The sequence below is a fragment of the Antrihabitans auranticaus genome (assembly GCF_016481275.1).
Classification (GTDB): domain Bacteria; phylum Actinomycetota; class Actinomycetes; order Mycobacteriales; family Mycobacteriaceae; genus Antrihabitans.
In genome coordinates, this window is the sequence record NZ_JAEMNW010000005.1 from 102,064 (window position 1) to 126,835 (window position 24,772).

Annotated in this window: 22 protein-coding genes; 9 read left to right on the top strand and 13 right to left on the bottom strand. The window is 65.7% G+C overall.

What is annotated here, in order from left to right; translation table 11 throughout:
* Window positions 1–3: 3 nt before the first annotated feature.
* Window positions 4–513 carry an Lrp/AsnC family transcriptional regulator gene (locus JGU72_RS21980; RefSeq protein WP_199686225.1) on the bottom strand — a complete coding sequence of 170 codons (510 nt, stop codon included), beginning with the start codon at window positions 511–513 and terminating at the stop codon, window positions 4–6.
* A 30-nt stretch (window positions 514–543) separates the two neighbouring features.
* Between JGU72_RS21980 and hglS the strand changes: the two genes are divergently transcribed.
* Together hglS and amaB are read left to right on the top strand one after the other, a co-directional pair.
* Entirely contained in the window at window positions 544–1,836 is a 1,293-nt protein-coding gene (gene hglS, locus JGU72_RS21985; protein ID WP_199686226.1) for a 2-oxoadipate dioxygenase/decarboxylase, read from the top strand.
* The gene (gene amaB / locus JGU72_RS21990) at window positions 1,748–3,322 is read left to right on the top strand and encodes an L-piperidine-6-carboxylate dehydrogenase (protein WP_374101147.1); all 1,575 of its coding nucleotides are present in this window, start codon (window positions 1,748–1,750) and stop codon (window positions 3,320–3,322) included. Before hglS ends, amaB begins: the two co-directional genes overlap by 89 nt.
* Here the strand turns inward: amaB and JGU72_RS21995 are convergent.
* From JGU72_RS21995 to JGU72_RS22005, 3 genes are read right to left on the bottom strand one after another with little or no spacing between them, the layout of a single operon-like run.
* Window positions 3,301–3,870, bottom strand: coding sequence for a histidine phosphatase family protein (locus JGU72_RS21995; protein ID WP_199686228.1), 570 nt, complete (start codon window positions 3,868–3,870; stop codon window positions 3,301–3,303). The genes amaB and JGU72_RS21995 overlap by 22 nt on opposite strands.
* Entirely contained in the window at window positions 3,867–4,280 is a 414-nt protein-coding gene (locus JGU72_RS22000) for a VOC family protein (RefSeq protein ID WP_199686229.1), read from the bottom strand. Before JGU72_RS22000 ends, JGU72_RS21995 begins: the two co-directional genes overlap by 4 nt.
* A gap of 19 nt (window positions 4,281–4,299) precedes the next feature.
* Window positions 4,300–4,959 (bottom strand): dienelactone hydrolase family protein, encoded by a 660-nt coding sequence (locus tag JGU72_RS22005; RefSeq protein ID WP_199686230.1) that lies wholly within the window; start codon window positions 4,957–4,959, stop codon window positions 4,300–4,302.
* Window positions 4,960–5,016: 57 nt separating this feature from the next.
* On the opposite strand from JGU72_RS22005, the gene JGU72_RS22010 reads away from it, so the two are divergent.
* Together JGU72_RS22010 and JGU72_RS22015 are read left to right on the top strand one after the other, a co-directional pair.
* Entirely contained in the window at window positions 5,017–9,510 is a 4,494-nt protein-coding gene (locus JGU72_RS22010) for an ATP-dependent helicase (RefSeq protein ID WP_199686231.1), read from the top strand.
* A 7-nt stretch (window positions 9,511–9,517) separates the two neighbouring features.
* Complete coding sequence (locus JGU72_RS22015) at window positions 9,518–10,270, top strand: Fpg/Nei family DNA glycosylase (RefSeq protein WP_199686232.1); 753 nt, start codon at window positions 9,518–9,520, stop codon at window positions 10,268–10,270.
* A gap of 1 nt (window position 10,271) precedes the next feature.
* Here the strand turns inward: JGU72_RS22015 and JGU72_RS22020 are convergent, their stop codons facing one another.
* The gene (locus tag JGU72_RS22020) at window positions 10,272–10,931 is read right to left on the bottom strand and encodes a DUF3105 domain-containing protein (RefSeq protein WP_307828554.1); all 660 of its coding nucleotides are present in this window, start codon (window positions 10,929–10,931) and stop codon (window positions 10,272–10,274) included.
* A gap of 15 nt (window positions 10,932–10,946) precedes the next feature.
* Window positions 10,947–12,680: a glycerol-3-phosphate dehydrogenase/oxidase gene (locus tag JGU72_RS22025; protein WP_199686233.1), complete on the bottom strand. Its 1,734-nt coding sequence runs from the start codon at window positions 12,678–12,680 to the stop codon at window positions 10,947–10,949.
* A gap of 89 nt (window positions 12,681–12,769) precedes the next feature.
* Between JGU72_RS22025 and glpK the strand changes: the two genes are divergently transcribed.
* Complete coding sequence (gene glpK, locus JGU72_RS22030; RefSeq protein WP_199686234.1) at window positions 12,770–14,263, top strand: glycerol kinase GlpK; 1,494 nt, start codon at window positions 12,770–12,772, stop codon at window positions 14,261–14,263.
* On the opposite strand, the gene JGU72_RS22035 is transcribed toward glpK, so the two are convergent.
* From JGU72_RS22035 to JGU72_RS22045, 3 genes are all read right to left on the bottom strand, one after another.
* Complete coding sequence (locus JGU72_RS22035) at window positions 14,242–14,775, bottom strand: type II toxin-antitoxin system prevent-host-death family antitoxin (protein ID WP_199686235.1); 534 nt, start codon at window positions 14,773–14,775, stop codon at window positions 14,242–14,244. The genes glpK and JGU72_RS22035 overlap by 22 nt on opposite strands.
* 234 nt (window positions 14,776–15,009) lie before the next feature.
* Window positions 15,010–16,197 (bottom strand): aminotransferase-like domain-containing protein, encoded by a 1,188-nt coding sequence (locus tag JGU72_RS22040; protein WP_199686236.1) that lies wholly within the window; start codon window positions 16,195–16,197, stop codon window positions 15,010–15,012.
* Window positions 16,198–16,327: 130 nt separating this feature from the next.
* On the bottom strand, window positions 16,328–17,731 hold the full coding sequence (locus tag JGU72_RS22045; protein WP_199686237.1) for an NAD(P)H-quinone dehydrogenase: 1,404 nt from the start codon (window positions 17,729–17,731) through the stop codon (window positions 16,328–16,330).
* Between the two features lie 98 nt (window positions 17,732–17,829).
* Here JGU72_RS22045 and JGU72_RS22050 point away from each other — a divergent pair, with 98 nt between their 5' ends.
* Window positions 17,830–18,294, top strand: coding sequence for a gamma-glutamylcyclotransferase (locus JGU72_RS22050; RefSeq protein ID WP_199686238.1), 465 nt, complete (start codon window positions 17,830–17,832; stop codon window positions 18,292–18,294).
* A 4-nt stretch (window positions 18,295–18,298) separates the two neighbouring features.
* Here the strand turns inward: JGU72_RS22050 and JGU72_RS22055 are convergent, their stop codons facing one another.
* The 3 genes from JGU72_RS22055 to JGU72_RS22065 are packed head-to-tail and all read right to left on the bottom strand — an operon-like array spanning window position 18,299 to window position 21,396.
* Window positions 18,299–19,462 carry a M20 family metallopeptidase gene (locus JGU72_RS22055; RefSeq protein ID WP_199686239.1) on the bottom strand — a complete coding sequence of 388 codons (1,164 nt, stop codon included), beginning with the start codon at window positions 19,460–19,462 and terminating at the stop codon, window positions 18,299–18,301.
* Window positions 19,459–20,655 carry a M20 family metallopeptidase gene (locus JGU72_RS22060; RefSeq protein ID WP_199686240.1) on the bottom strand — a complete coding sequence of 399 codons (1,197 nt, stop codon included), beginning with the start codon at window positions 20,653–20,655 and terminating at the stop codon, window positions 19,459–19,461. Before JGU72_RS22060 ends, JGU72_RS22055 begins: the two co-directional genes overlap by 4 nt.
* 42 nt (window positions 20,656–20,697) lie before the next feature.
* Window positions 20,698–21,396, bottom strand: a complete 699-nt coding sequence (locus JGU72_RS22065) for an enoyl-CoA hydratase-related protein (protein ID WP_199686241.1) — start codon at window positions 21,394–21,396, stop codon at window positions 20,698–20,700.
* Window positions 21,397–21,440: 44 nt separating this feature from the next.
* Between JGU72_RS22065 and JGU72_RS22070 the strand changes: the two genes are divergently transcribed.
* Together JGU72_RS22070 and JGU72_RS22075 are read left to right on the top strand one after the other, a co-directional pair.
* Entirely contained in the window at window positions 21,441–22,220 is a 780-nt protein-coding gene (locus tag JGU72_RS22070) for a purine-nucleoside phosphorylase (RefSeq protein ID WP_199686242.1), read from the top strand.
* Entirely contained in the window at window positions 22,217–23,713 is a 1,497-nt protein-coding gene (locus JGU72_RS22075) for a phospho-sugar mutase (protein WP_307828555.1), read from the top strand. Before JGU72_RS22070 ends, JGU72_RS22075 begins: the two co-directional genes overlap by 4 nt.
* On the opposite strand, the gene upp is transcribed toward JGU72_RS22075, so the two are convergent.
* The gene (gene upp, locus JGU72_RS22080) at window positions 23,710–24,333 is read right to left on the bottom strand and encodes a uracil phosphoribosyltransferase (protein ID WP_199686243.1); all 624 of its coding nucleotides are present in this window, start codon (window positions 24,331–24,333) and stop codon (window positions 23,710–23,712) included. The two genes, JGU72_RS22075 and upp, sit on opposite strands and share 4 nt — an antisense overlap.
* Before the next feature lie 115 nt (window positions 24,334–24,448).
* Between upp and JGU72_RS22085 the strand changes: the two genes are divergently transcribed.
* Complete coding sequence (locus JGU72_RS22085) at window positions 24,449–24,772, top strand: type VII secretion target (protein ID WP_199686244.1); 324 nt, start codon at window positions 24,449–24,451, stop codon at window positions 24,770–24,772.

The window sequence follows — 24,772 nt, forward strand, 5'->3', positions numbered from 1 at the left end:
CGGCTAACGCTCGTAGAATGTTTGCAGGATGATGGTGCTTCGGGTGTTGACGTTGGCCGTCTGCCGAATCTCGTGCAGCAACTGCTCGAGATGGCGCGGCGACGACACCCGGACCATCAGGACATAGCTGTCGTCACCCGCGACCGAATGGCAGGACTCGATCGCCGCGATGTGCTGGAGGCGATTGGGGGCATCGTCGGGCTGCGACGGATCGAGAGGAGTGATCGCGACAAATGCCGACAGCATCTGACCGAGCGCTTCGGGGTCGACATGGGCCGTGTATCCCCGGATCACTCCGCGCGCTTCCAGGCGACGCACCCGCGACTGCACAGCCGAAACAGACAGACTCGCCTTCTCCGCGAGGTTCGACAAAGTCGCCCGTCCGTCCGCGACGAGCTCGCGAATCAGCAACCTGTCGACCTCGTCGATCACCAATCGTGGCGACTCGGCTCGCGCATTGTTCGACCGCGAAGCGAGCGGACCCCCGAGAACCGGCCGTGGTGTTTCTGCCATCAAGGAAGGCTAGCTCAGTGGTGGCCATCCATGGCTGAAACTTGGGAGCTGCGCGCCCGATTTTCAAGATCACTCTCGCGCATGTACGCCGCCGAAGTCCCCGCCTACTCGACGCTCGTCGAGGTGACGAACCTCGTCAATCAGGACTTCGCCCGTGCCCATCCGGAGCAGGCCGAGCGCCTGGGCTCGACAGCTCGGGTGAGCGCGGAGCGCCACGGCGCGATCCGCGTCGGAACGCCCGACGAGCTTGCGCAGGTCACAGCCATTTTTGCGGCGTTCGGGATGCTGCCGGTCGGGTTCTACGATCTTCGCGAGGCCACCACACCGGTTCCGGTCGTGTCCACGGCTTTCCGCCCGACCGATCCCGGCGAACTGGCCCGCAACCCGTTCCGGGTCTTCACGTCGATGCTCGCGACAGGCGATCGGCGCTTCTTCGACCCCGACCTCGCCGGCCGAATCGACCGTTTCCTGGCACGACGCTCATTGTTTGCTCCAGAGCTGCTGGAGCGTGCCCGGAAGGCGATCAGGGACCGTGGAGCGACCGAAGCGGACGCGTCACGCCTGGTCGAATTGGCGACCACCGCGTTCGAATTGTCCACGGCCGCGATCGACCACGCGTGGTACGCAGAACTCGCGGCAATCTCCGACGTCGCAGCCGATATTGCCGGCGTGGACAGCACCCACATCAACCACCTGACCCCCCGGGTCCTCGATATCGACGAGCTCTACCGCCGGATGACCGACCGTAAAATCGCGATGATCGACCGCATCCAGGGGCCACCCCGGCTCGTGGGTCCGGACGTGCTGCTTCGCCAGACGTCGTTTCGCGCGCTCGCAGAACCCCGGCGGTTCCGGCACCCGGACGGATCGGTGCGCGCGGGGAGCCTGCGTGTGCGCTTCGGCGAGGTGGAAGCGCGCGGCGTCGCCCTCACCCCGAAGGGTCGCGCCCGCTACGACGAGCTGGTGGCCGACAACGCGGACCACGCCACGTGGAATCGGAACTTCCCTTCCGAGTCCGCCCTTGCCGAGAACGAGCTCGCATATTTCACGTATCGACCGGCGCGCGGGAAACTCGTCGCAGAGCCCATCGTCTACGAGGATTTCCTACCGGCCTCGGCCGCCGGCATATTTCAGTCGAACCTGACCTCGACGGGCAGATCCAGAGTCGACGTGGGCGAGTCTCCGGACTACAGCCGCGAATGGCTCTCCGCCGCAATAGGCTTCGACGTCGCAGATCCGTTCGAGCTCTACCGTTCCCAGCAGGAAGCCACACGTCGCGCAGCGACGAAACAACTCGGGAGGTCCAGTGTCGACACTCGCTAGGCGGGCAGCTGACGCCCTCGCCCGGATCGGAGCGAACGTCCCCGATTCCGGCGATCTGCCGGCACGGTCGCCGATCACCGGCGAAGTGCTGTGTCTGGTCGAGGCGTCCAACACCGCAGCCGTCGATGCCGCGATTACCGCTGCCCACAACGCTTTCCGGAATTGGCGGACGGTCCCGGCGCCGGTGCGCGCGGCGGTTGTCCGCCGCCTGGGCGGGCTTCTCGCCGAACACAAGGACGACCTCGCCGAACTCGTGACCCTCGAAGCCGGAAAGATCACGTCCGAGGCACGCGGCGAAGTGCAGGAGATGATCGACGTCTGCGAGTTCGCGGTCGGTCTGTCCCGCCAGTTGTACGGCAAGACAATGACTTCGGAACGGCCCGGCCACCGGCTCATGGAAACGTGGCACCCGCTCGGCGTGGTCGGCGTGATCTCCGCGTTCAACTTCCCCGTCGCCGTCTGGTCCTGGAACACGGCGATAGCACTGGTCTGTGGCGACACTGTGGTCTGGAAACCCTCGGAGGCAACGACATTGACAGCGATCGCGTGCACCGCGCTGCTTCGGCGCGCATGCGCCGACGAGGGCGCCGACCCCGATGTGCACCAGCTCGTGCTCGGTGCGGCTCCGGTCGGTGAGCAGTTAGTGGAGGACTCCAGGGTCGCGTTGCTCAGCGCCACAGGCTCGGTCCGCATGGGCCGTACCGTTGCGCCGCGAGTCGCGGCACGCTTCGGCCGCTGCCTGCTCGAACTCGGCGGCAACAACGGTGCAATCGTCACTCCGTCCGCCGATCTCGACCTCGCTGTCCGCGGCATCGTCTTCGCCGCCGCCGGGACCGCTGGGCAACGCTGCACGACTCTGCGGCGGGTCATCGTCCACGAATCGGTCGCCGACGAGCTGGTCGAGCGCATTGCGAATGCGTACAGGCAACTCCGCGTCGGCAATCCATTCGACGAGGGAGTGCTGGTCGGCCCGCTGATCAGCAGCGACGCGTATGCGGCAATGGCGGGCGCGCTGGAGAAGGCCGGTTCGGACGGCGGCGAATTGATCTGCGGCGGAGACCGAATCGACGTCGAAGGCGACTATTCCTTCTACGTCACCCCGGCGGTGGTCAGAATGCGCGCGCAAACTTCCGTCGTTCGCGAGGAGACGTTCGCGCCAATCCTGTACATCCTCACCTACAACGATTTCGATTCTGCCATCGAATTGCACAACGCAGTGCCACAGGGTCTTTCATCCGCGATCTTCACCACCGACGTGCGCGAGGCCGAGCGCTTCATCGCGGCTGACGGCTCGGATTGTGGAATCGCGAACGTCAACATCGGCACGTCCGGCGCCGAGATCGGCGGCGCGTTCGGCGGCGAGAAGGAAACCGGCGGCGGTCGCGAATCGGGATCGGACTCGTGGAAGGCGTACATGCGCCGCGCGACCAACACGATCAATTACTCGAATCAGCTGCCGCTGGCTCAGGGCGTCAACTTCGGGTAGTCGTAGCCGGTCTGCCGCAACATCCAGCGGCCGCGCCAGTGCAGCCGTGTGATGCCGAGTGGTGCAACATCGATGCGCCAGAACGATTCCGGCGGAGAATCGAGCGTGACCAGCACGGCTGCACGGACGACGGCGGGGTGGGTGACGGCCAGCGTGCTCACCGGCGACTCGGTAATTCCGTTCAGCCACTGCCTGACTCGTTCGATCAGCGCCACGATCGATTCGCCGCCGTGCGGTGCTGCCGCAGGCTCGGTGAGCCACACGGCCAGTTTTTCCTGCGGCACGTCGTCCATGCGTTCGCCACGCCACGCCGCGTAGTCGAGGTCGCGCAATGCGGCGTCGACCGTCGGCGTAAGACCCAGTGCCGCAGCGGTTTGCGCGGTCCGCGCTTCGGGCGCAACGAGGACCCGGTCCGCCGTCATGACCGCACATCTCTCGACTTCGCGCCTGCCGACGCCGTTCAGCGGCTCGTCTGCGGGAAACCTGGCTTCGCGCGTCGCGTCGGTCGCCGCGTGGCTGACCAGCGCGAGCCGGAGCACAGCGCTCAAGGTCGGGACGTGATCTGCTGGACTGCCCAGCCGTTTCCGTCGGGGTCGACGAACGGCAGGAAGCCGACGTTGTTCAGATCCGCATCGTCGGGCGCGGGCGTGAAACCACCCGGACCCGCAATCTGCACTTCCCCGACTTCCACACCACGCGAAAGCAATTCCGCACGCGCGGCCCGAACATCGTTGACGACGAGCTGCAAGCCCTGCTGCGAGCCGGGAACCATTTGATTGACGCCCTTGCCGACGACGATCGAACACCCCGAACCGGGCGGCGTGAGCTGAACGAAGCGGAGGTCCGCACTGATCTCCGTGTCGTGGTCCACGTTGAAACCCAGCTTCTCCGCGTAGAACGCCTTCGCGCGATCCACGTCGGAGACCGGAACGATTACGACTTCGAGTGTCCAGTTCATGGTTTCCGAACCTAGTGGGTTACGGCTCGAGGTGCGTCCGGAAGAAGGAGAAGACGCGCGCGAACGCGTCGTCCGTCGCCTCTTCGTTGTAGCCGAAACCAACGATGCGCGCGAGGCCCTGTGCCGGCATGACATTCGCGAAGCTGTGCCCTACGCCGGGATAGACCTTGATGTCGTTCTCGATCCCGCGCCGATCGAGCGACTTTCGCAGTCGCGCCGCATTGCCGGGGTTCAGCGGATCGCGGGCGCCGAAGCTCGCGACGACCGGGCAGGCACCCTCTACGAGCGTGTCGTACATGGGAAGTACCGACGGATAGAAGGGAGCGGCCGCGTCGAAACCCTTCGGCGCGACGAGAAGCGCGAATCCGCCGCCCAGACAGAACCCGACGACACCGACCTTGCCCGAGCAATCCGGGTGTTCCGCGAGTGTCCGGCGAGCGGCGAGAATGTCGCCGACGGCCTCGTTGTCCTGTGCGACGACTTCCCGGACGACCGCTCTGATGCACTTGGCGGGGCTGCGGCCGGCAAAGAGGCTCGGCGCCGTCGCCAAGAATCCGTTGTCGGCGAACCGCCGGGTGATGTTCTTGATGTCCGAACTCACACCGAGCGCATCGTGCAGAACCACCACACCAGGCCACGGACCCGTGCCTGCAGGCTTTTCCAGAACCACATTGTTCATGATGCGAGGCTAACCCGCCGGGCTTGGAAGTGTGTCGGTGGGCAGGGGCAGTATGAAGTGGTGCAGTTCTCACCGCCCACTCGTGCCTGGTTCGACGGCGCCTTCACGGCACCGACGGCCGCGCAGTTGGGTGCGTGGGATTCGATCGCTGCAGGCATGCACACGCTGGTCGTGGCGCCGACCGGGTCCGGCAAGACGTTGTCGGCATTTCTCTGGGCCATCGATCAGCTCGCGACGCACGGGAGTTCGGGCAAGACCAAAGTCTTGTATGTGTCGCCACTGAAGGCGCTCGCGGTCGATGTCGAGCGCAACCTGCGGTCGCCGCTCGTCGGTATCACTCAGACGGCGAAGCGGATGGGCCTGGAACCGCCGGAGATCTCGGTCGGGGTGCGCTCGGGCGATACGACACCTGCCGACAGGCGCCGGCTCATCACCAAACCGCCCGACATCCTGATCACGACCCCGGAGTCGCTGTTCCTGATGCTCACGTCGTCGGCTCGGGAGACTCTGGACGAGGTCGAGACGGTGATCGTCGACGAGGTCCACGCTGTCGCGGCAACAAAGCGCGGGGCCCACCTGGCGTTGTCACTGGAACGTCTGGACGGGCGCTTGGCGAAACCCGCCCAGCGCATCGGGCTGTCGGCGACAGTCCGCCCGCGCGAGGAGATCGGCCGTTTCCTGGCAGGCTCCGCGCCTATCACGATCGTCGCTCCCCCTGCACCCAAGACTTTCGATCTCTCGGTGGTCGTGCCGATTCCGGACATGACCGAGCTCGGTGTGTCGGCGACCGGCGATACTGCAGATGCGGGCTCCATCTGGCCGCACGTCGAGGAGAAGATCGTCGATCTCGTGCTCGAGCATCGTTCGTCGATCGTGTTCGCCAACTCCCGACGGCTGTCGGAGCGCCTCACCGCGCGACTCAACGAGATCTACGCCGAGCGAAACGGCGAAGGCGTATCGACGGAGCACAAACCGCCGTCGTTGATCGGTGCCTCGTCCGAGGTGATCCACGGAGCCGAAGCGTTGCTCGCGCGTGCGCACCATGGTTCCGTGAGCAAGGATCAGCGCGCACTGATCGAAGACGATCTGAAGTCGGGACGCCTGCGCTGCGTCGTCGCGACGAGCAGCCTCGAACTCGGAATCGACATGGGTGCAGTCGATTTGGTTATTCAGGTCGAGGCCCCACCCTCGGTGTCGAGCGGACTGCAGCGGGTCGGGCGAGCCGGTCACCAAGTCGGCGAAATTTCGCGCGGTGTGCTGTTTCCGAAGCATCGCACCGACGTCATCCGCTGCACCGTCACCGCGATGCGTATGACCGCAGGCGAGATCGAGCATATGAAGGTGCCACCCAATCCGTTGGACATTCTCGCTCAGCAGACCGTCGCGGCCTGCGCCCTGGAGCCGATCGATGCCGCGGACTGGTTCGATGCCGTACGCCGAACGGGCAACTTTGCGACGCTTCCCCGTTCGGCCTACGAATCGATCCTCGACCTCCTTTCCGGGCGCTACCCTTCCGACGAATTCGCAGAGCTGCGGCCGCGACTGGTGTGGGACCGCGACGCGGGAACACTCACGGGCCGGCCCGGTTCGCAACGACTTGCCGTCACCTCGGGCGGCGCGATCCCGGACCGCGGACTCTTCGCGGTGTACATGGTCGGCGAAAAGCATTCGCGCGTCGGCGAACTCGACGAAGAGATGGTGTACGAGTCCCGCGTCGGCGACGTATTCGCCTTGGGCGCAACGAGTTGGCGCATCGAGGAGATCACGTTCGACCGCGTGCTCGTCAGTCCGGCGTACGGGCAGCCCGGCCGGCTGCCGTTCTGGCACGGTGACGGTGTCGGCCGCCCCGCCGAACTCGGTGAGGCGCTCGGCGGCTTCTTGCGCCAGGCCTCCTCGACAGAGCGCCCCGAGGTCGAAGAGCGTTGCCGGACCGCTGGTCTCGACGAGTACGCCATCGGCAATCTGTTCACGCTCGTCGACGAGCAGAAGTCCGCGACAGGGCAGGTACCAACTGATCGAACCCTGGTTGTCGAGCGGTTCAAAGACGAACTCGGCGATTGGCGGCTCGTGCTGCACTCGCCCTATGGGCTTCCCGTTCATGCGCCCTGGGCGCTGGCAGTCGGTGCACGTCTGCAGCAACGCCATGGAATCGATGTCGCGCCGCAAGCCAGCGACGACGGCATCATCGTCCGATTGCCGGATACCGAGGACCAGCCGCCCGGCGCTGAGCTGTTCGTGTTCGAGCACGACGAGATCGACGACGTGGTCACCGAGCAGGTCGCTGGGTCGGCGCTTTTCGCTTCGCGGTTCCGCGAATGTGCCGCACGCGCCCTGCTGCTGCCGCGCCGCGATCCTGGGAAACGGTCGCCCCTCTGGCAACAGCGCCAGCGCTCGGCCCAACTCCTGGACGTCGCGCGGAAGTATCCGACGTTCCCGATCCTCCTGGAGACGGTCCGCGAGTGCCTGCAGGATGTATACGACCTGCCGGCGCTGCGAGAGTTGTTCGTGCGCATGGCCCGTCGGCAGGTGCGGATCGTGGAGGTCGAGACAGCATCGCCCTCGCCGTTCGCGAACTCGCTGCTGTTCGACTACGTCGGCGCCTTCATGTACGAGGGCGACAGTCCGCTCGCCGAACGGCGCGCGGCGGCACTCTCGCTCGACTCGACTCTGCTCGCCGAGTTGCTCGGCCGCGTCGAACTACGAGAACTGTTGGACGCCAAGGTCATCGAGCAAACGGAGCTGGAGTTGCAGCGCCTCGTCGATGAGCGGAAAGCGCGGGACATCGAGGGCGTAGCAGACCTGCTTCGACTGCTCGGCCCGCTGACGACCGACGAAGTGCAACAGCGGGCACAGTGCGATGCGCAGGAGGTGCTGACCGAACTCGTCGCGGCGCGGCGCGCACTGGAGGTCTCGTTCGGCGGGAGCTCGTGGTGGATCGCGATCGAAGATGCAAGCCGCATGCGCGACGCGCTCGGCGTCCCACTGCCGATCGGTACACCGACTGCCTTCGTCGAACCGGTCGCCGACCCCTTCGGCGACTTGGTCGCCCGCTTCGCCCGTACACACGGACCCTTCACGACGGCGCAGGTCGCGGACCGATTCTCGGTCGGCGTTGCCGTAGCCGGTGCGGTACTGCGCCGGTTGGCCTCAGAAAAACGTGTGGTCGAAGGTGAGTTTCGGCCGGGCACCACCGGGAGCGAGTGGTGCGACGCCGAGGTTCTCCGACGGTTACGGCGCCGGTCGCTCGCCGCAGCCCGCGAAGAAGTCGAACCGGTTCCGACGGCAGCGCTGGGCCGGTTCCTGCCTGCATGGCAACACGTCAACAGCTCGTTGCGCGGCATCGACGGTGTCGCAACGGTGCTCGAACAGCTTGCGGGTGTGCCGATTCCGGCATCGGCTTGGGAATCGCTCATCCTGCGCTCGCGCGTGGTCGACTACTCGCCCGCGATGCTGGACGAACTCACGTCCACCGGCGAGGTCGTGTGGTCGGGCCACGGCGCGATCACCGCGACCGACGGCTGGGTGTGCATGCACCTTGCCGATCAGGCGCCGCTCACGCTCGCGCCTGCGACCGAAATCGATCTGTCGGACCTGCAGGTGCAGATCATCGCCACACTCAACGGTGGTGGCGCATTCTTCTTCCGCCAGTTGTCCGACGCGGTGGGCACCGAGTTGGGCGCGATCGAGGACACTGCGCTCACGACTGCACTATGGGAACTCGTGTGGGCCGGATTCATCGGGAACGACACGTTCGCACCGGTCAGGGCGCTGATGTCAGGAACCACGCGGACGGCGACGGCACATCGCTCGCCTCGGTCGACGCCACGCGCACGCGGCTACGGGCGCATCCCCCGGCCTTCCCTGCCCACCCGAACCGGTCCGCCGAGTGTTGCCGGACGTTGGTCTCTTGTCCCGCAACCCGAGCCCGACCCGACCGTTCGCGCGCACGCCACTGCCGACCTGCTCCTCGAACGGTACGGCGTCGTGACGCGCGGACCCGTTGTGAGCGAGGGTATTCCCGGCGGGTTCGCGCTGATGTACCGCGTGCTCACCGGTTTCGAGGATTCCGGTCGCTGCCGGCGCGGGTACTTCATCAATGGTCTCGGCGGGGCACAGTTTTCGACGTCCGACGTGGTCGACCGGTTGCGTCAGCATGGCGGGTCCGACGACGACAGGCGCGAGAAGTCGGCCCTTGCGCTCGCCGCTACCGACCCGGCAAACCCGTACGGCGCTGCCCTCCCGTGGCCGCCGGGAACCGCTGAGGGACATCGCCCCGGGCGCAAGGCGGGAGCCTTGGTCGTCCTGGTCGACGGCGACTTGGCGATGTACCTCGAGCGCGGCGGCAAGACCGTGCTGACGTTCACAGCCGACGAGGCTGTTCTGACAACGGCCGCAACGGCGCTGGCGGGATTGGTCAAGAATCGACGGGTCGACAAGATCGTCGTCGAGAAGGTCGACGGTGAGAGCATCCACGGCAATGCTTTCGCGGCAGTCCTGGTTGTCGCGGGATTTTCGCCCACACCGCGTGGTCTTCGGTTGCGGTCGGGATAAGCGCGCGATGCCCGAGGGAGACACGGTCTTTCGAGCGGCCCGGCGCCTCGACGCCGCCTTGACCGGAAAGACTTTGACCGGCTGCGACATTCGCGTGCCTCGCTATGCGACGGTGAATCTCACCGGCAAGACCGTGGACGAGACCGTCAGTCGCGGCAAGCATCTGCTGACACGGATCGACAAGGTCAGCATCCACACCCATCTGAAGATGGAAGGTGTGTGGCACGTGTACGAACCCGGCCAGCGCTGGCGTCGCCCAGGTTTCACGGCCAGAATCATTCTGTCGACAGATTCTGCTGTTGCCGTGGGTTTCTCGCTCGGCAAGGTCGAGGTCCTACCGCGCACCGGGGAATCCAAGGTTGTCGGCCACCTCGGCCCTGACCTACTCGGCCCGGACTGGGATGCCGAGGAAGCGGTGCGCCGGCTGAAGCAAGATCCGTTGCGTCCCATCGGCATTGCGTTGCTGGACCAACGAAACCTCGCCGGCATCGGCAACGTATTCAGAAGCGAGGCCTGCTTCCTCGCGGGTGTCGATCCGCGCGTTCCCGTGGGTGAGGTCGCGGACCTCCCCGCCTTGGTCGAGACCGCCCGCACGATCCTCACCGACGGTGCGTACAACCCGCCTCGTCGTGAAGTTGTCTACGGTCGCAGCAACAGGCCGTGTCCCCGTTGCGGGCACGGGATCCGCTCCGGCATCTTGGGCGACGGGACGGATCCGGAGCGGAAGATCTACTTCTGCCCGAACTGCTTGAGCAACTGAGCTATCCGACCGGCACGGCGTCGGCAGGCAGCGGGCTCGAGTCGAACGGCGGCGGATTGTCGGGATCGAAGGCACCCGGGTACGCCGCACACGACGCACCGGGTTCCGGCGCCGTCTCGCGATTCATCCGGAACTCTTCGATGAAGGCGTCGATTCTGGGATCGTCGGCATTGTCGAGCTTCAGCCTCCGACCCCAGGCTTGCAGCGAGATCGGCGCGTCGAGATCGGGATACGGCGACAGCAGCGTGTACGGCGTTCCGTCGACACGGCCTGCCAAAGATTCGAGGTCCGAGCCGGACACATCGTCAGGGTTGTAGGCGATCCAGACAGCGCCATGTTCGAGCGAGTGGACAATGTTCTCGGTTCGTATCGCCTCGGGATACACGATTCCCGTGCACGCTGCCCACACCTGGTCGTGCGGACCACCGAACGGCGGACTCTCGTCGTAGGCCACACGCTGAGTCGGCTCCACGTGCTTGCCTGCCGGGTAGTCCTTGACCTCCAGACCCTCGATGTCGCCCGAGCCGGCATCGGCATCGGTCGAGTGCGACGAATGGTCGGCAGACGGCTCCCCGTCGGTGTTGCTACATCCCAACGCAGTCGCGACGACGACCAGCAGCGGGATCATGTGGCGGAAACGGACAAATTGCGATCGGCTCACGGTGCCAAGATACCGTCACCGCCCGAGTGGAACCGGCTCCAGCAGTTGACCGCGTGCTTCGGGCGCGGCGGCGCGCAACGCGTCGGCCGACTCGTCGTCGGGTTGCGCCTGCGATCGGACCTCTGCGTCGACGCGCGCGAAGTAGGTTTGCAACTCGCGGTCGACTTCGCGCTCGTCCCAGCCGAGTACCGGCGCGACGAGTTGCGCGACCTGCTCAGCACAGTTGGCGCCTCGGTGTGGGTACTCGATCGCGATGCGGGTGCGCCGGGCCAGAATGTCCTCGAGATGCAGCGCCCCCTCTGCGGCCGCGGCGTAGACAACCTCGACCTGCAGGTACGACGGCGCGTCGGTCAGCGGTTGCAGCAGCTCCGGCTGTGCCTTGCCGAGTTCGAGCACTTCGTCGATGAGCGAGCCGTACCGGTCGAGCAGATGCTTGATGCGGTAGGGGTGCAGGTTGTAGATCTCGCTGAGGTGCAACGTCTGGTTGACCAGCGCAAAGTATCCGTCGGCTCCGAGGAGCGGCACCTTCTCGGTGATCGACGGCGAGACGCGCGCCGGTATGTCTTCTGCCGCCGCCTCGACGGCGTCCTCTGCCATCACGCGGTACGTCGTGTACTTCCCGCCGGCGATCGCGACAAGGCCCGGAGCCACGCGCGCCACAGCGTGTTCGCGCGACAACTTCGATGTCTCGTCGCTCTCCCCCGCCAGCAGCGGACGCAGGCCCGCGTAGACACCGTCGATATCCGCATGGGTGAGCGGCGTGACCAGTACCTGGTTGACCCTGGTCAGGATGTAGTCGATATCCGCCTTCGTCGCGGCCGGGTGGGCAAGGTCGAGATTCCAGTCGGTGTCGGTCGTTCCGATGATCCAGTGCGTACCCCACGGAATGATGAACAGCACCGACGTCGCCGTCCGCAGAATGATCGCTGCGTCGCTGACGATCCGATCGCGCGGGACGACGATGTGGACGCCCTTCGACGCGCGTACCCGGAAGCGACCTTTCTGCCGCGAAAGCGCCTGGATCTCGTCAGTCCAGACACCCGTTGCGTTGATGACGACGTGGCCGCGGATCTCGGCCGACCGGCCGTCCTCCGAATCGTGCACCCGCACGCCCGACACCCGATCCGCTTCGCGCAACAGCCCGACGACCTGCGTCGATGTACGCACAACAGCACCGTAGAACGCCGCGGTACGGGCGACGGTCATGGTGTGGCGGGCATCGTCGACGACGGTGTCGTAGAACCTGATTCCGCCGATCAATGCGTTCCGCTTCATTCCCGGCGCGAGGCGCAGTGCGCCCGATCGCGTGAGATGCTTCTGCGCCGGTACGGATTTCGCGCCGCCGAGCTGGTCGTAGAGGAACATTCCCGCTGCCACGTAGGGCCGCTCCCAACCACGATGGGTCAACGGGAAGAGGAACTGGAGCGGCTTGACGAGATGCGGCGCCAACGTCGTGAGCGACAGTTCACGCTCGCGCAGGGCTTCACGGACGAGGCCGAATTCGAGTTGTTCGAGGTAGCGCAATCCACCGTGGAACATCTTCGACGAACGGCTCGACGTTCCTGATGCAAAGTCACGGGCCTCGACGAGCGCCACTTTGAGTCCGCGAGTTGCCGCGTCCAACGCGATACCCGCACCGACGACGCCGGCACCGATCACGACGACGTCGAACTGCTGCTTCTGCAACTCTTCCCAGGCACGGTCACGCTGTTCCGGGCCGAGAAAATGCGCACCTGGCTGCTTCGTCAACGCCGCGCTCCTGTCAATAGGTGACGGATCGAATCCAAGGCTAGTAGCTTCAGTGACCAACCGAGCGAATCGACGGGAGTTTTTCAACTGTGGGCCAGTACATTGCCGCGATCGATCAGGGGACGACGTCGAGCCGCTGCATAATTTTCGACCACGACGGTCGGGTTGCGGGCTCCGGTCAACGCGAGCACGAGCAGATCCTGCCGCGAGCCGGCTGGGTCGAGCACGACGCCGAAACGCTGTGGACCAACACGGCGGAGGTAATCGAAGACGCGCTCGAAAACACCGGCCTGGCGCGCGAAGACATTGCGGCTGTGGGTATCACGAACCAGCGTGAAACGACAGTCGTGTGGGACCGTTCGACCGGTCGACCGATCCACAATGCGATCGTCTGGCAGGACACTCGCACCGATCGGTTGTGCGACGAACTTGCGGGCGACAAAGGCGTCAACCGGTACCAGTCGACGACCGGCCTGCCGCTGTCGACGTACTTCGCCGGCCCGAAAGCACGGTGGATTCTCGACAACGTCGACGGCGCCCGCGAGCGCGCAGACGCGGGCGAGCTGTGTTTCGGGACCGTCGACTCGTGGGTGCTGTGGAACCTCACCGGCGGCACATCGCACATCACCGACGTCACCAACGCCTCGCGCACGATGCTGATGGATCTGCGCACCCTGCAATGGGATTCGCAGATCTGCAAGGATTTCGGCATTCCCGACTCGATGCTTCCCGAGATCCGGAGTTCGTCCGAGATCTACGGCGAGGTCGCATCCGGGCCGCTGGCCGGTGTCCCGATCTCGGGCATCCTCGGCGACCAGCAGGCGGCAACCTTCGGCCAGGCCTGCCTGTCGGTCGGCGAAGCGAAGAACACGTATGGAACCGGAAACTTCTTGTTGCTCAATACCGGTACCGAACCGGTCGCCAGCGAGCACGGCCTGCTGACCACCGTGTGCTACCGAATCGGCGAAGCGCCTGCGGTATACGCGTTGGAGGGATCGGTTGCGGTTACCGGATCTCTCGTGCAGTGGCTGCGCGACAATCTGGGTCTCATCTCGTCGGCCGACGACATCGAGTCCCTTGCAGCGACTGTCGACGACAACGGCGGCGCCTACTTCGTGCCCGCCTTCTCCGGTCTGTTCGCGCCACGATGGCGGCCGGACGCGCGCGGCGTGATCACGGGCCTCACCCGATTCGTCAACAAGGGCCATCTTGCCCGAGCAGCGCTGGAAGCCACTGCTTTTCAGACGCGCGAGGTGATCGAGGCGATGCGCGCGGATTCCGGCGTCGAGCTGACGACGCTCAAGGTCGATGGCGGGATGGTCGTCAACGAGATGCTCATGCAGTTCCAGTCCGACATCCTCGACGTCCCCGTCGTCCGCCCGGTGGTCAACGAGACGACGGCACTCGGCGCCGCATATGCCGCAGGGCTCGCGGTCGGCTTCTGGGAGGGCGAAGACGACATCCGAGCGAACTGGGCGGAAGACAAGCGCTGGAACCCGGCTATGGCCGCCGAGGATCGCGACCGCATGTACGCCGAGTGGAACAAGGCCGTCACGCGGTCCTACGACTGGGCTTCGGCGTAAAGCCGCAACTGCTCGAGTCGTTCGTCCCAGAAGTCGGCGGCCATGGAGTGCACGACCGTCACTGTGGTCACGCCATCGGCCGACTCGGTTCCGATCTCCACCTCGCCACGGCCACCGGACCACTCGATCCGCAGCACCTTCCCCGGTTCGACCTGGAGCACGATGCCGGGTTTGGCGTCGTCGTCGAAGACGACGGCTTCACCCTCGCTCGCGTGAAATTCGACGAACGGAAACCCGAACCACTGGCAGCGCAGATGACGCAGCACGATGGCGTTCCAGACACGTGCGAGTGGCGCATCGATCGACGTTCTACTCCTGTCCCGCGTGTGCGTGCCGAGGTCGGTCGACCGGAGCCGCTCCAGATCGGCCATCGAGACAAGGGCCGCGCCCGCTCGCCCATGCCGCGTCAGCACTATCCGCTCGCTACCGAACTGGACCCGTGAACACAGCTGGGCGAGGTCGTTTCGCGCGTTGACGAACGACACAGAACTCAGGGTGGGAGGTGGCGTCATGCCCCCGAACGTAGCGGTCGCCGCCGACAATTTTCGCGACGGCGGCGGGATCGGCATAGCTTCGCGAAACGAAACGTACAGACTGCGCACTCTGTACCGAATTCAGCACGAGCGCAATCGACTTCGCGGCTAGTGCAGGCCCGGTACCGATTCGCCGACACCCGAAACCTGTACACAGTGCGCAGCCCGTACGTTTCGTTTCGCAAACAGGACTGCCTTTCCCCGAGCTCGGCGTCAGCGACGGCGCAACCTCGCATGCGCCCGCGCCAAACGCTCGACGGCTTCTTCCAGAACCGGCGCCGAACCCGTCGTGAAGCACAGTCGCATCGAGTTGCGCAGGTCGTCGTGGACGGCGAACGCCGATCCCGGAACGAAAGCGACACCCTCGTCGACAGCCGCAGCCAGCAGCGCGGTCGTGTCGGTTCCGTCGCAGAAATCGACCCAGCAGAACATGCCGCCGGCAACATCGGTGCGGTGGACCGCACCGCCGAACGTCGCGTCGATCGCCCCGCACAACACCTTCGCCCGTTCGCCGTAGGCCGCACGCACGCGCGTCAGATGCGCCGCCAACCAGTCCGTGTCCGTCAACACCTCGGCAGTGATCTGGTGGGTCAACGCCGAACCACAGAGGTCCGCGCTCTGCTTGAGCAGTTCGACAGCACGACACACCTTGCTCGGCCCGGCCAGCCAACCGGTACGCAGGGCCGGCGCCACGGTCTTCGACGCGCTCGACAGGCGAATCACATGATCCGAATACGTGGCGACGGGCGCAGGTGCAGGCGCATCGAACCAGATCTCGCCGTACGGATCGTCCTCGATCACCCAGAAGCCGTACTGTTGCGCCAGCTGCGCCAACCGCTGCCGTCGCCGCGGCGCGAGCGTCACACCGCCCGGATTGTGGAAATTGCTGACAGTGTGGACGACAGTCGGCCGGACGCCATCGCGAAGCAGTTCCGCCAACAGCTCGACCCGCATGCCGTCGGCATCGAGCGGAAGCGCGCGAATCTGCGCCTCGGCATTCCGGAATACCTGAAGCGCGCCGGTATAGGCCGGATCTTCGACGACGACCACAGCACCCGGATCCAGCAACACCTGCGCCAAGAGGCTCAGCGCCTGCTGCGACCCGTGCGTCACGACGATCTCGTCGGGTGCGATCGTTCGCCCGCACAGCACCGACTCTCGCTGCGCCAGCACGGCTTTGAGACCGGGCCAGCCATTCGTCTCCGTGTACTGGACGGCGCCGAGCGAACCTAGCGCGTTCTTCGCCGCAACCGCGATGCGGTCCCGGTCGATGAGCTCGGGATCGGGTAACCCACCGGCGAGGCTGATGATGTCCGGCTGCGAGGTGATCGTCAGCAGGTCGCGAATGGCGGAACTGCTGTTGTTGCCGGTACGACGGGCGAGAGCAGGCAATGCAGACATGGGTACTCCGAAAAGGCAGAAGCCGATTCCCCGGGTCTGCGGGGCTGAGACGGTAGGCCGTTGTAGCGGCCTATCGACTATCGCACAGCGGAAACCATCATATGAAATCTATTTCTCATATAGTGAGACGTCAGTCGAGATCGTCGTGCCGCATCAGCTGCCTGGCAGCCTCGATGACGGATCCCGACAGCGACGGGTACACCGAGAAGGTCTGCGCCAGATCGTTCACCGACAAATTGTTCTGCACCGCTATCGCGATCGGCAGGATCAACTCCGACGCGACCGGAGCGACCACGACGCCGCCGATGACGACGCCTGTCGCAGGCCTGCAGAAGATCTTCACGAAGCCGCGGCGCAGGCCCGACATCTTCGCGCGCGGATTCGTATTCAGCGGCAGCATCACGGTGCGCGCCGGCACCTCACCGTTGTCGATTGCGTTCTGGCTGACGCCGACCGTCGCTATCTCGGGCCGCGTGAACACCGCCGACGCGACGGTCTTGAGCTTGATCGGGCTGACACCCTCGCCGAGTGCGTGGTACATCGCGATCCGGCCCTGCATCGCAGCGACGGATGCGAGCAGCAGCAGACCGGTACAGTCACCGGCCGCGTAGATGCCGGAAACCGTTGTCCGGGAAACGCGATCGACGCGCAGGTAGCCACCGGAATCCAGCTCGATACCGACCTTTTCCAGGCCGAGCCCATTGGTGTTGGGAACCGAACCGACGGTCATCAGCGCGTGCGAGCCCTCGACGGTCCGCCCGTCGGACAGTGTGACGACCACGCCGTTCTCGGTGCGGGCGACCGTATCCGCGCGGGCATGCTTGACCAGCTTCACACCGCGCTCTGCCAGCGCGTCCTCGAGGACCAGTGCGGCATCGGCGTCCTCGTGTGGCAGCACGCGGTCGCGGCTCGAGACCGACGTGACCGCTACGCCCATCTCGGTATACGCCGACACGAACTCGGCGCCGGTGACGCCGGAACCGACGACAACAAGGTGTTCTGGCAGCGCTTCGAGGTCGTAGAGCTGCCGCCAGTTCAGAATGCGCTCACCGTCGGGTTCGGCACCGCGCAGCACGCGCGGACTGGCGCCCGTCGCGATCAGGACGACTTCGGCATCGATCACGCGTTCGGTACCGTCCGACAACTCGGCGCGGACCTGATGAGCAGCAAGCCCGATTCGCGGATCGATCAGCTCACCACGGCCCGAGAGCACCTCGACACCGACCGTCTGCAAGCGCGCGCGGATGTCGCTCGACTGAGCATGCGCCAGGCTTCTGACGCGCGAATGAACTTGCGGGAGCGAAATCTTGGCCTGTTCCGGGTCGAGATTGATACCCAGATCGTTGGCTCGGCGCAGGTCGGTACGGACACCGGTCGATGCGATGAACGTTTTCGACGGCACGCAGTCGTACAACACGCAGGCGCCGCCGAGCCCATCGGAGTCGATCAGGCTGACGGACGCCCCGTGCTGCGCAGCGACCAGCGCCGCCTCGTATCCCGCTGGGCCGCCGCCGATTATCACGATCCGAGTCATGCCATAAACGTATTCGAGACGACCGGACGCCGCACGGCAGTCCTGCAAAGATCCCCCGTTGCTTCGCGGGACCGGCGCGCCACGATAGGCTGGCCGTCGTGCCGATTTATGCCGCGTATGGATCGAATATGGACCCGGAGCAGATGCTGCTGCGCTGTCCGCATTCGCCGATGTCGGGAACCGGCTGGCTCAACGGCTGGCGGCTCACTTTCAGCGGTGGTGACATCGGCTGGGAAGGTGCCCTCGCGACAGTTGTCGAGGAGCCTGGCTCCCGTGTTTTCGTCGTCTTGTACGACGTATCGGACGAGGACGAACAGCGTCTCGACCGGTGGGAGGGCTCCGAACTCGGCATCCATCGCAAGATCCGGCTGCGCGTGGACACCGACGAACAGCCCGTGCTCGCCTGGCTCTACGTCATGGACGCCTACGAGGGCGGTCTACCCTCTGCCCGGTATATCGGCGTGATGGCAGACGCGGCCGAAAAGGCAGGCGCACCTGACGAATACGTCCACGACCTCCGGACCCGTAACAGCCGAAACGTTGGTCCCGGACCCTTCGCTTGACCGCTCAGGCCGACGCCAGCACAAGATTCACCATCACCTGAACGCCCACCGCCAGCGCCCGTTCGTCGAGGTCGAACGTCGGTTGGTGAATATCGTGCGGTTTACCCTCGCCCGACCACACGCCGAGCCGCGCCATCGCACCCGGCACTTCTTCGAGGTACCAGGAAAAGTCTTCGCCACCGCCCGATTGCTGGGTATCGGCGAGCGCGTCGGGTCCGATCACGCGAATGGCGTCCTCGAAAATGCGCGTCGAATGCTCGTCGTTGACCACCGGCGGCACGCCGCGTTTGTAGTTCAGTTCGTAGCGGACGCCCGTCGGCGCCAGCAGGCCGTGCACGATTTCCCTGACCATCGGCTCGAGCGAGACCCAGGTGTCGTGATCGCCCGTCCGCACTGTTCCGGTCAGCATGCCGGTCTGCGGGATTGCATTCGGCGCCTTCCCCGCGCTGACCGCACCCCAGACCATCACGGTGCTGGTTCGCGGATCGATGCGCCTGCTGAGCATTCCCGGTAGCCCCGTGATGACCGTTCCGATCGCGTAGACGAGATCGGTCGTCAGGTGTGGCCGGGACGTGTGCCCGCCGGGTGAGTCGAGCACCAACTCGACGGTGTCGGCCGCGGACGTGATCGCACCGACGCGGATGCCGACTCTGCCGACCTCGAGACGCGGATCGCAATGCAGTGCGAAGATTCGCGAAACACCGCTCATCGCACCGGTATCCACGACGTCGAGCGCGCCACCCGGGAACACTTCCTCGGCCGGCTGGAACACCAGACGCACGCCGACCGGCAGCGATGGCGCGGCGGCGAGTGCCAGCGCCGCGCCGATCAGCACCGTGGTGTGCGCGTCGTGACCACAGGCGTGTGAGACGCCGGGAACGGTCGACGCATAGGTCGCTCCGGTGAATTCCTGCAACGGCAGAGCATCCATGTCGGCGCGGAGTGCAACTCGCTGACCGTCCGGCCCGATATCGCACACGACGCCCGTGCCACCGGGGAGCACCTTCGGATCCAATCCAGCGGCCGTCAGCTTCGAGACCACGAACTCCGTCGTCGCGTACTCGTTGCGGGCCAACTCGGGGTTTGCGTGAATGTGGCGACGCCAGCCCGACAGTTCGCCACCGTGGCGAGCGAGCCAGTCGTGGGCAATTTTGCTGTTCTCGATCATCTGCCCGCCCTCGCGTTCGCTCGAACTGCGACTCCCGCAGCCAACCGTTCCCGCGAAGACTCTTCTGACAGGACGCGAATCACCGTGCGCGCCAGCGCCTGTGCGCCGTCGAGCACCGCGCGATCAGCGGATGCATTCACGCTCGCGGCGGCAAAGCCGGGCTGATGCGTGACGGCACCGCCGGAATCGATGCCGATGACCGGATGTATGCCCGGCAAGACGTTCGTGACGTTGCCCATGTCTGTGCTACCCAGCGGTCGCAGTCCTTCCAACCCAGGCGCGAGCGGCGTACGCCCCATCGCGGTTATCTCCGAACGGTACGCATCGGCTAACTCGGCGTCGGGCGTCAACTCCGTGTAGGTCGGTGCAACCGTTCGGATATCGAAACTACAGCCTGCGGCCATCGCACCTGCGGCAAAACAAGCTTCCGCGCGTTCGCGAAGTTGTTCCAGCGACGCGGTCGACCGGGCGCGCAGGTAATACAGCATCTCCGCGTGACCGGGCACGATGTTCGGCGCGATCCCACCGTCGCTGACGATTCCGTGCAACTGCTGACCCGGCGCCAGATGCTGACGCAACAAGCCGAGCCCGACCTGCGCGACGGTCACCGCATCCGCGGCATTGCGACCGAACTCGGGCGCGGCCGACGCGTGCGCCTCACGGCCGGTGAACGCGATCGCCAGGTCGGCGAGTGCGAGCGAGCGGACACCGACGATGTCCTCAGGTCCCGGATGCACCATCAGGGCGGCCGCGACGTCGTCGAACACTCCAGCGTCGAGCATCAGAATCTTGCCGCCGCCACTCTCCTCGGCCGGCGTTCCGATCACACGCACCGTGATTGCGTGCCGGTCGGCAAACTCGGCGAGCGCCAGCCCGGCACCGACCGCCGCCGCGGCGATGACATTGTGACCGCACGCGTGTCCGATTTCGGGAAGGGCGTCGTACTCGGCGCACACGCCGATGACCAGGTCACCGCTGCCGAAGCTCGCCTCGAAGGCCGTCGGCAGACCGGCGACCTCGGTGCGTACCTCGAATCCGCGCTGCGTCAACAGTTCGATCAACTTTGCCGAACTCTTGAACTCGGCAAACGCCAGCTCCGGTTCGCCATGAATGGAGTGGGACAGCTCGATCAGATCCGACGACGCAGCACTGACCACGGACGCGATGTCCGCAGTGTCCACATCGGAAAGCATTCTCTCAGTGTCGCACTAGCAGAAGCGTCTCCGAGTGCCGCATCAGCCGAACTTCAGGTTCTCCGGTGTGTTCGGAGTGTTGAGTGCGGCGAGGACGGGTGCGTGCAGGTCCGTCTTGATCCTGGTCAAGTTCGGGCCACGGTTGCTCGCCAGCCCGGCCGCGCGCTCGACAGCGGCGGCGAGCACGCCGTCACCTTCCGCGGTCGCGTCGACGATTCCCTTTGCGAGAGCCTCCGGTCCGCCGAGCCGGTCGCCCGTCGTCATCGTCGCGACCGCCACCTGACTGCCGAGCCGGCCCGTGATCAGCGCGTTCATCCCGATCGTGAACGGCATGTTCAGCTTGACCTCGGGAAGCGTGTAGAAGCCGCGATCGCTCTTCATCACGCGGAAATCGTGCGATGTCGCGGTCATCGCACCGGCTCCGAAAGCATGTCCGTTGATTGCGGCAACGGTCGGCAGCTGGAACGTGAGCAGCCTGGCGAAGATCGAATGGACGCGGTCCAGGTACCAGTGCATCTTGTCCAGGTTGCCGAACAGCCAGTCGGTGTCGAGTCCGTTGGAGTAGAACTTCCCGGTCGCGGTGGTGACCAGGGAGGCTTGCCCTTCAGACGCCTCTACCTCGTCGAGGTTTGCGTGCACCTCGTCGATCCAGTCCGGATGAAAGCGATTCTCGCTGTCTGTCTGTCCCTCGTTGCCGAGGTAGAGGATGAAAACGTCGCCTTCGCGCTGCAGGTATGGCATACGAGGAGGATAGAGACACGGCCGTCCCAATAGAGTGGTGGCCCATGGAAGCCACGCAGGCCGCCGCGTCGATCGCAGAGCGCTCCGGGATCGCCGAACACCGTGTCGCGATCGTTCTCGGTTCCGGCTGGCAACAGGCCGCGGCCCAGCTCGGCGAACCGACAGCGGCGATCCCGATGACCGAGTTGGCGGGGTTCGCGCCGCCGGCCGCCGCAGGTCACGTGGGCACTGTGCTGTCGGTGGACGTGGCAGGCACGCCGGTGCTCGTGATGATGGGCCGCAGTCACCTCTACGAAGGCTTCCCGGTCGGCCAGATCGTGCACCCCATCCGCACGGCATGTGCCGCTGGTGCGAAAACCGTCATCCTCACCAATGCCGCGGGCGGCATCCGCGACGGCCTGCGGGTCGGTGAGCCTGTCCTCGTCAGCGACCACATCAACCTGACCGGTCGATCACCGTTGCTCGGGGCCGAATTCGTCGACCTCGTCGATGCGTACGCTCCGGAACTACGCGAGATCGCGAAGGGCGTCGACCCGGCATTGACCGAAGGCGTCTACGCGGGCGTCGCCGGACCCCAGTACGAAACGCCTGCCGAGATCCGGATGCTGCGAACGATCGGCGCGGACCTCGTCGGTATGTCGACGGTGCACGAAACGATCGCTGCCCGCTCCCTCGGCGCGCGCGTGCTCGCCATCTCCCTGGTCACCAATCTCGCGGCGGGCGTGACCGGTGCGCCCTTGAATCACGCCGAAGTGCTCGCCGAAGGGCAGGCAGCTGCGGCGCGGATCGGCCGGTTGCTCCGCGATGTGGTGGCCGAGTTGTGAGTGCGTTGCACTTCGGCACCGCCGGACTGCGGGGCCCGATGCAGGACGGTCCCGACGGCATGAACGTCGCCGCGGTGCTCTCGGCGACAGCCGGTCTGTGCGCGTGGCTGCGCGACCGCTGCCTCGGTGGCGGGATCGTGGTCGTCGGGTACGACGCTCGCCACAACTCAGCCACTTTCGCCGACGCAGCTGCGGAAGTACTTGCCGCCGCTGGCTTTTCGGTCCGCCTATTCCCCCGGCCGCTGCCGACCCCGGTGACGTCGTTCGCGGTCAAGGCGCTGGACGCCGTCGCCGGCATTCAGATCACCGCGTCGCACAACCCACCCGCCGACAACGGCTACAAGGTATTCGTCTCCGGTGGCGCACAACTTGTTTCGCCCGCCGATCGCGAGATCGAGGCAGCGATCGCCCGGATCGGACCGGTCGACGAGATTCCGCGCGCACCCGTCACGCCGATCGACGACGACCTCCTGCAGAGATATATCGCCCGCGCCGCAGGACTGCCGCGCGGCACGCATCGCGACCTGCGCATCGCGGCGACGCCGCTGCACGGAGTCGGCGGCGAAACGCTGCTCGCGGTCCTGCGGGCGGCGGGATTCGGCGACGTCCACGTGGTCGACGAGCAGTTCGAGCCGGACCCCGATTTTCCGACGGTCTCCTTTCCCAATCCCGAAGAGCCCGGGGCGGCTGACCGGGTGCTCGCGCTGGCTGAACGGGTTCGGGCAGACGTTGCAATCGCGCTCGATCCCGACGCGGACCGGTGCGCGGTCGGCATACCCGGACCGGACGGCTGGCGAATGCTGACCGGCGACGAGACCGGTGCCCTGCTCGGCAACTACGTGCTGACCGGCGCGAAGCCGGATTCACTGGTCGCAAGCACCGTCGTGTCGTCCCGGCTGCTGGCGAAACTCGCACCCGCCCGCGGAGCGCGGCACGCTGAAACTCTCACCGGCTTCAAGTGGCTCGTCCGCGCAGGCCAGGGCCTTGTGTATGCATATGAGGAAGCCATGGGCTACTGCGTCGACCCGACCTTCGTGCGGGACAAAGACGGGATCAGTGCGGCCGTCCTCGTTGCCGACCTGGCCGCGGACTGTAAAGCTGCCGGCCTCGATCTGGCGCAGGTGCTCGACGAGCTTGCGATCGAGTTCGGGCTGCATCGGGGCGATCAGGTCGCGCATCGAGTCGAGAGGCTCGCCGATATCACCGATACGATGGCCGTTCTGCGCGCCGACCCGCCGCCGACGCTTGCGGGCAGGTCCGTCACCGTGACCGATCTCGCGCAACGACGGGGCCAAATGCGCACCGACGCACTGATCTTCGAGGCGAACGGTGCACGGGTCGTGGTTCGGCCCTCGGGTACCGAACCGAAGCTGAAGTGCTATCTCGAAGTCGTCGAACCGGTAGCGGGCAACGCCGACCTCCCACGCGCACGCGAGGCCGCCGCGAAAACACTTGCACAGCTGCGGGATTACTGCCTGACGATCACCGGTTAGCGCGGACCGAACTGCCGGTCACCCGCGTCCCCGAGGCCAGGCACGATGTAGGCGTTCGAATTGAGGCCGTCATCGATTGCGGCGGTGATGAGGCGCACCGGAAACCCTGACTGCGCAAGTGTTTCCACGCCCTCGGGCGCCGAAACCACGCAGATCGCGGTGATGTCCGTCGCGCCGCGATTCACGAGCAGTTCGATCGTGTGTTTCATCGAACCACCGGTCGCGAGCATCGGGTCGAGCACGAAGACCGGCAGGTCGGCGAGGCTGTCCGGCAGTGACTCCATGTACGGCACCGGCTGATGCGTCTTCTCGTCGCGTGCGATTCCGACGAACCCCACCCGGGATTGCGGAATCACCGCGCTGGCTTGCTCGACCATCCCGAGACCCGCACGCAGAACGGGGACGAGCAGCGGCGGATTGGCGAGGCGACAACCCTTGGTCGGGGCGACGGGAGTGCTGACATCGAACTCGCGGACCGGCAGATCGCGCGTCGCTTCGTACACCAGCATGTGGGTAAGCTCGCGCAGTGCAGCCCGGAAAGTCGGGTTGTCGGAACGTTCGTCGCGCATGGTGGTGAGCAGTACTGCTGCGAGCGGGTGGTCGACAACCTGGGTGTGCATAGCGAAACAATAGTGGGGCAGAAGTATTCAGTGGGGGTAAGTCCGGCGGAACCGATGCGCACTCTGGTGCGTCAAAGAAACCGAGGACTCGAAACGACCGGTGGGGGCAAGTCGCATGCCAGATCTCTATGTCCAGACGGGTGAGCTGCACGGCTATGCCGGAGTCGCCGCCGAAATGGCGAGCCAACTGACCGCCGCGGGCGCGGGCACCGCAGTGGCCGGGCCGGCCCTGCTCGGTCCGGTGTTCGGCCTGATCGGGGGCGAATTCGTTGCCGCGTTTGCCGCCGCCCATTCGGCCCACGTCGCAGCGATCACCGACCTCGCGAGCAAGGTTGCCGGCATGGGCGCAGCCTCGGTCGCATCGGCGACGGATTATGACGGCGCCGACGCAACAACGGCGGGTAACGTGAGTTCGGCCGGTCGAACGATCGAGGCGTAG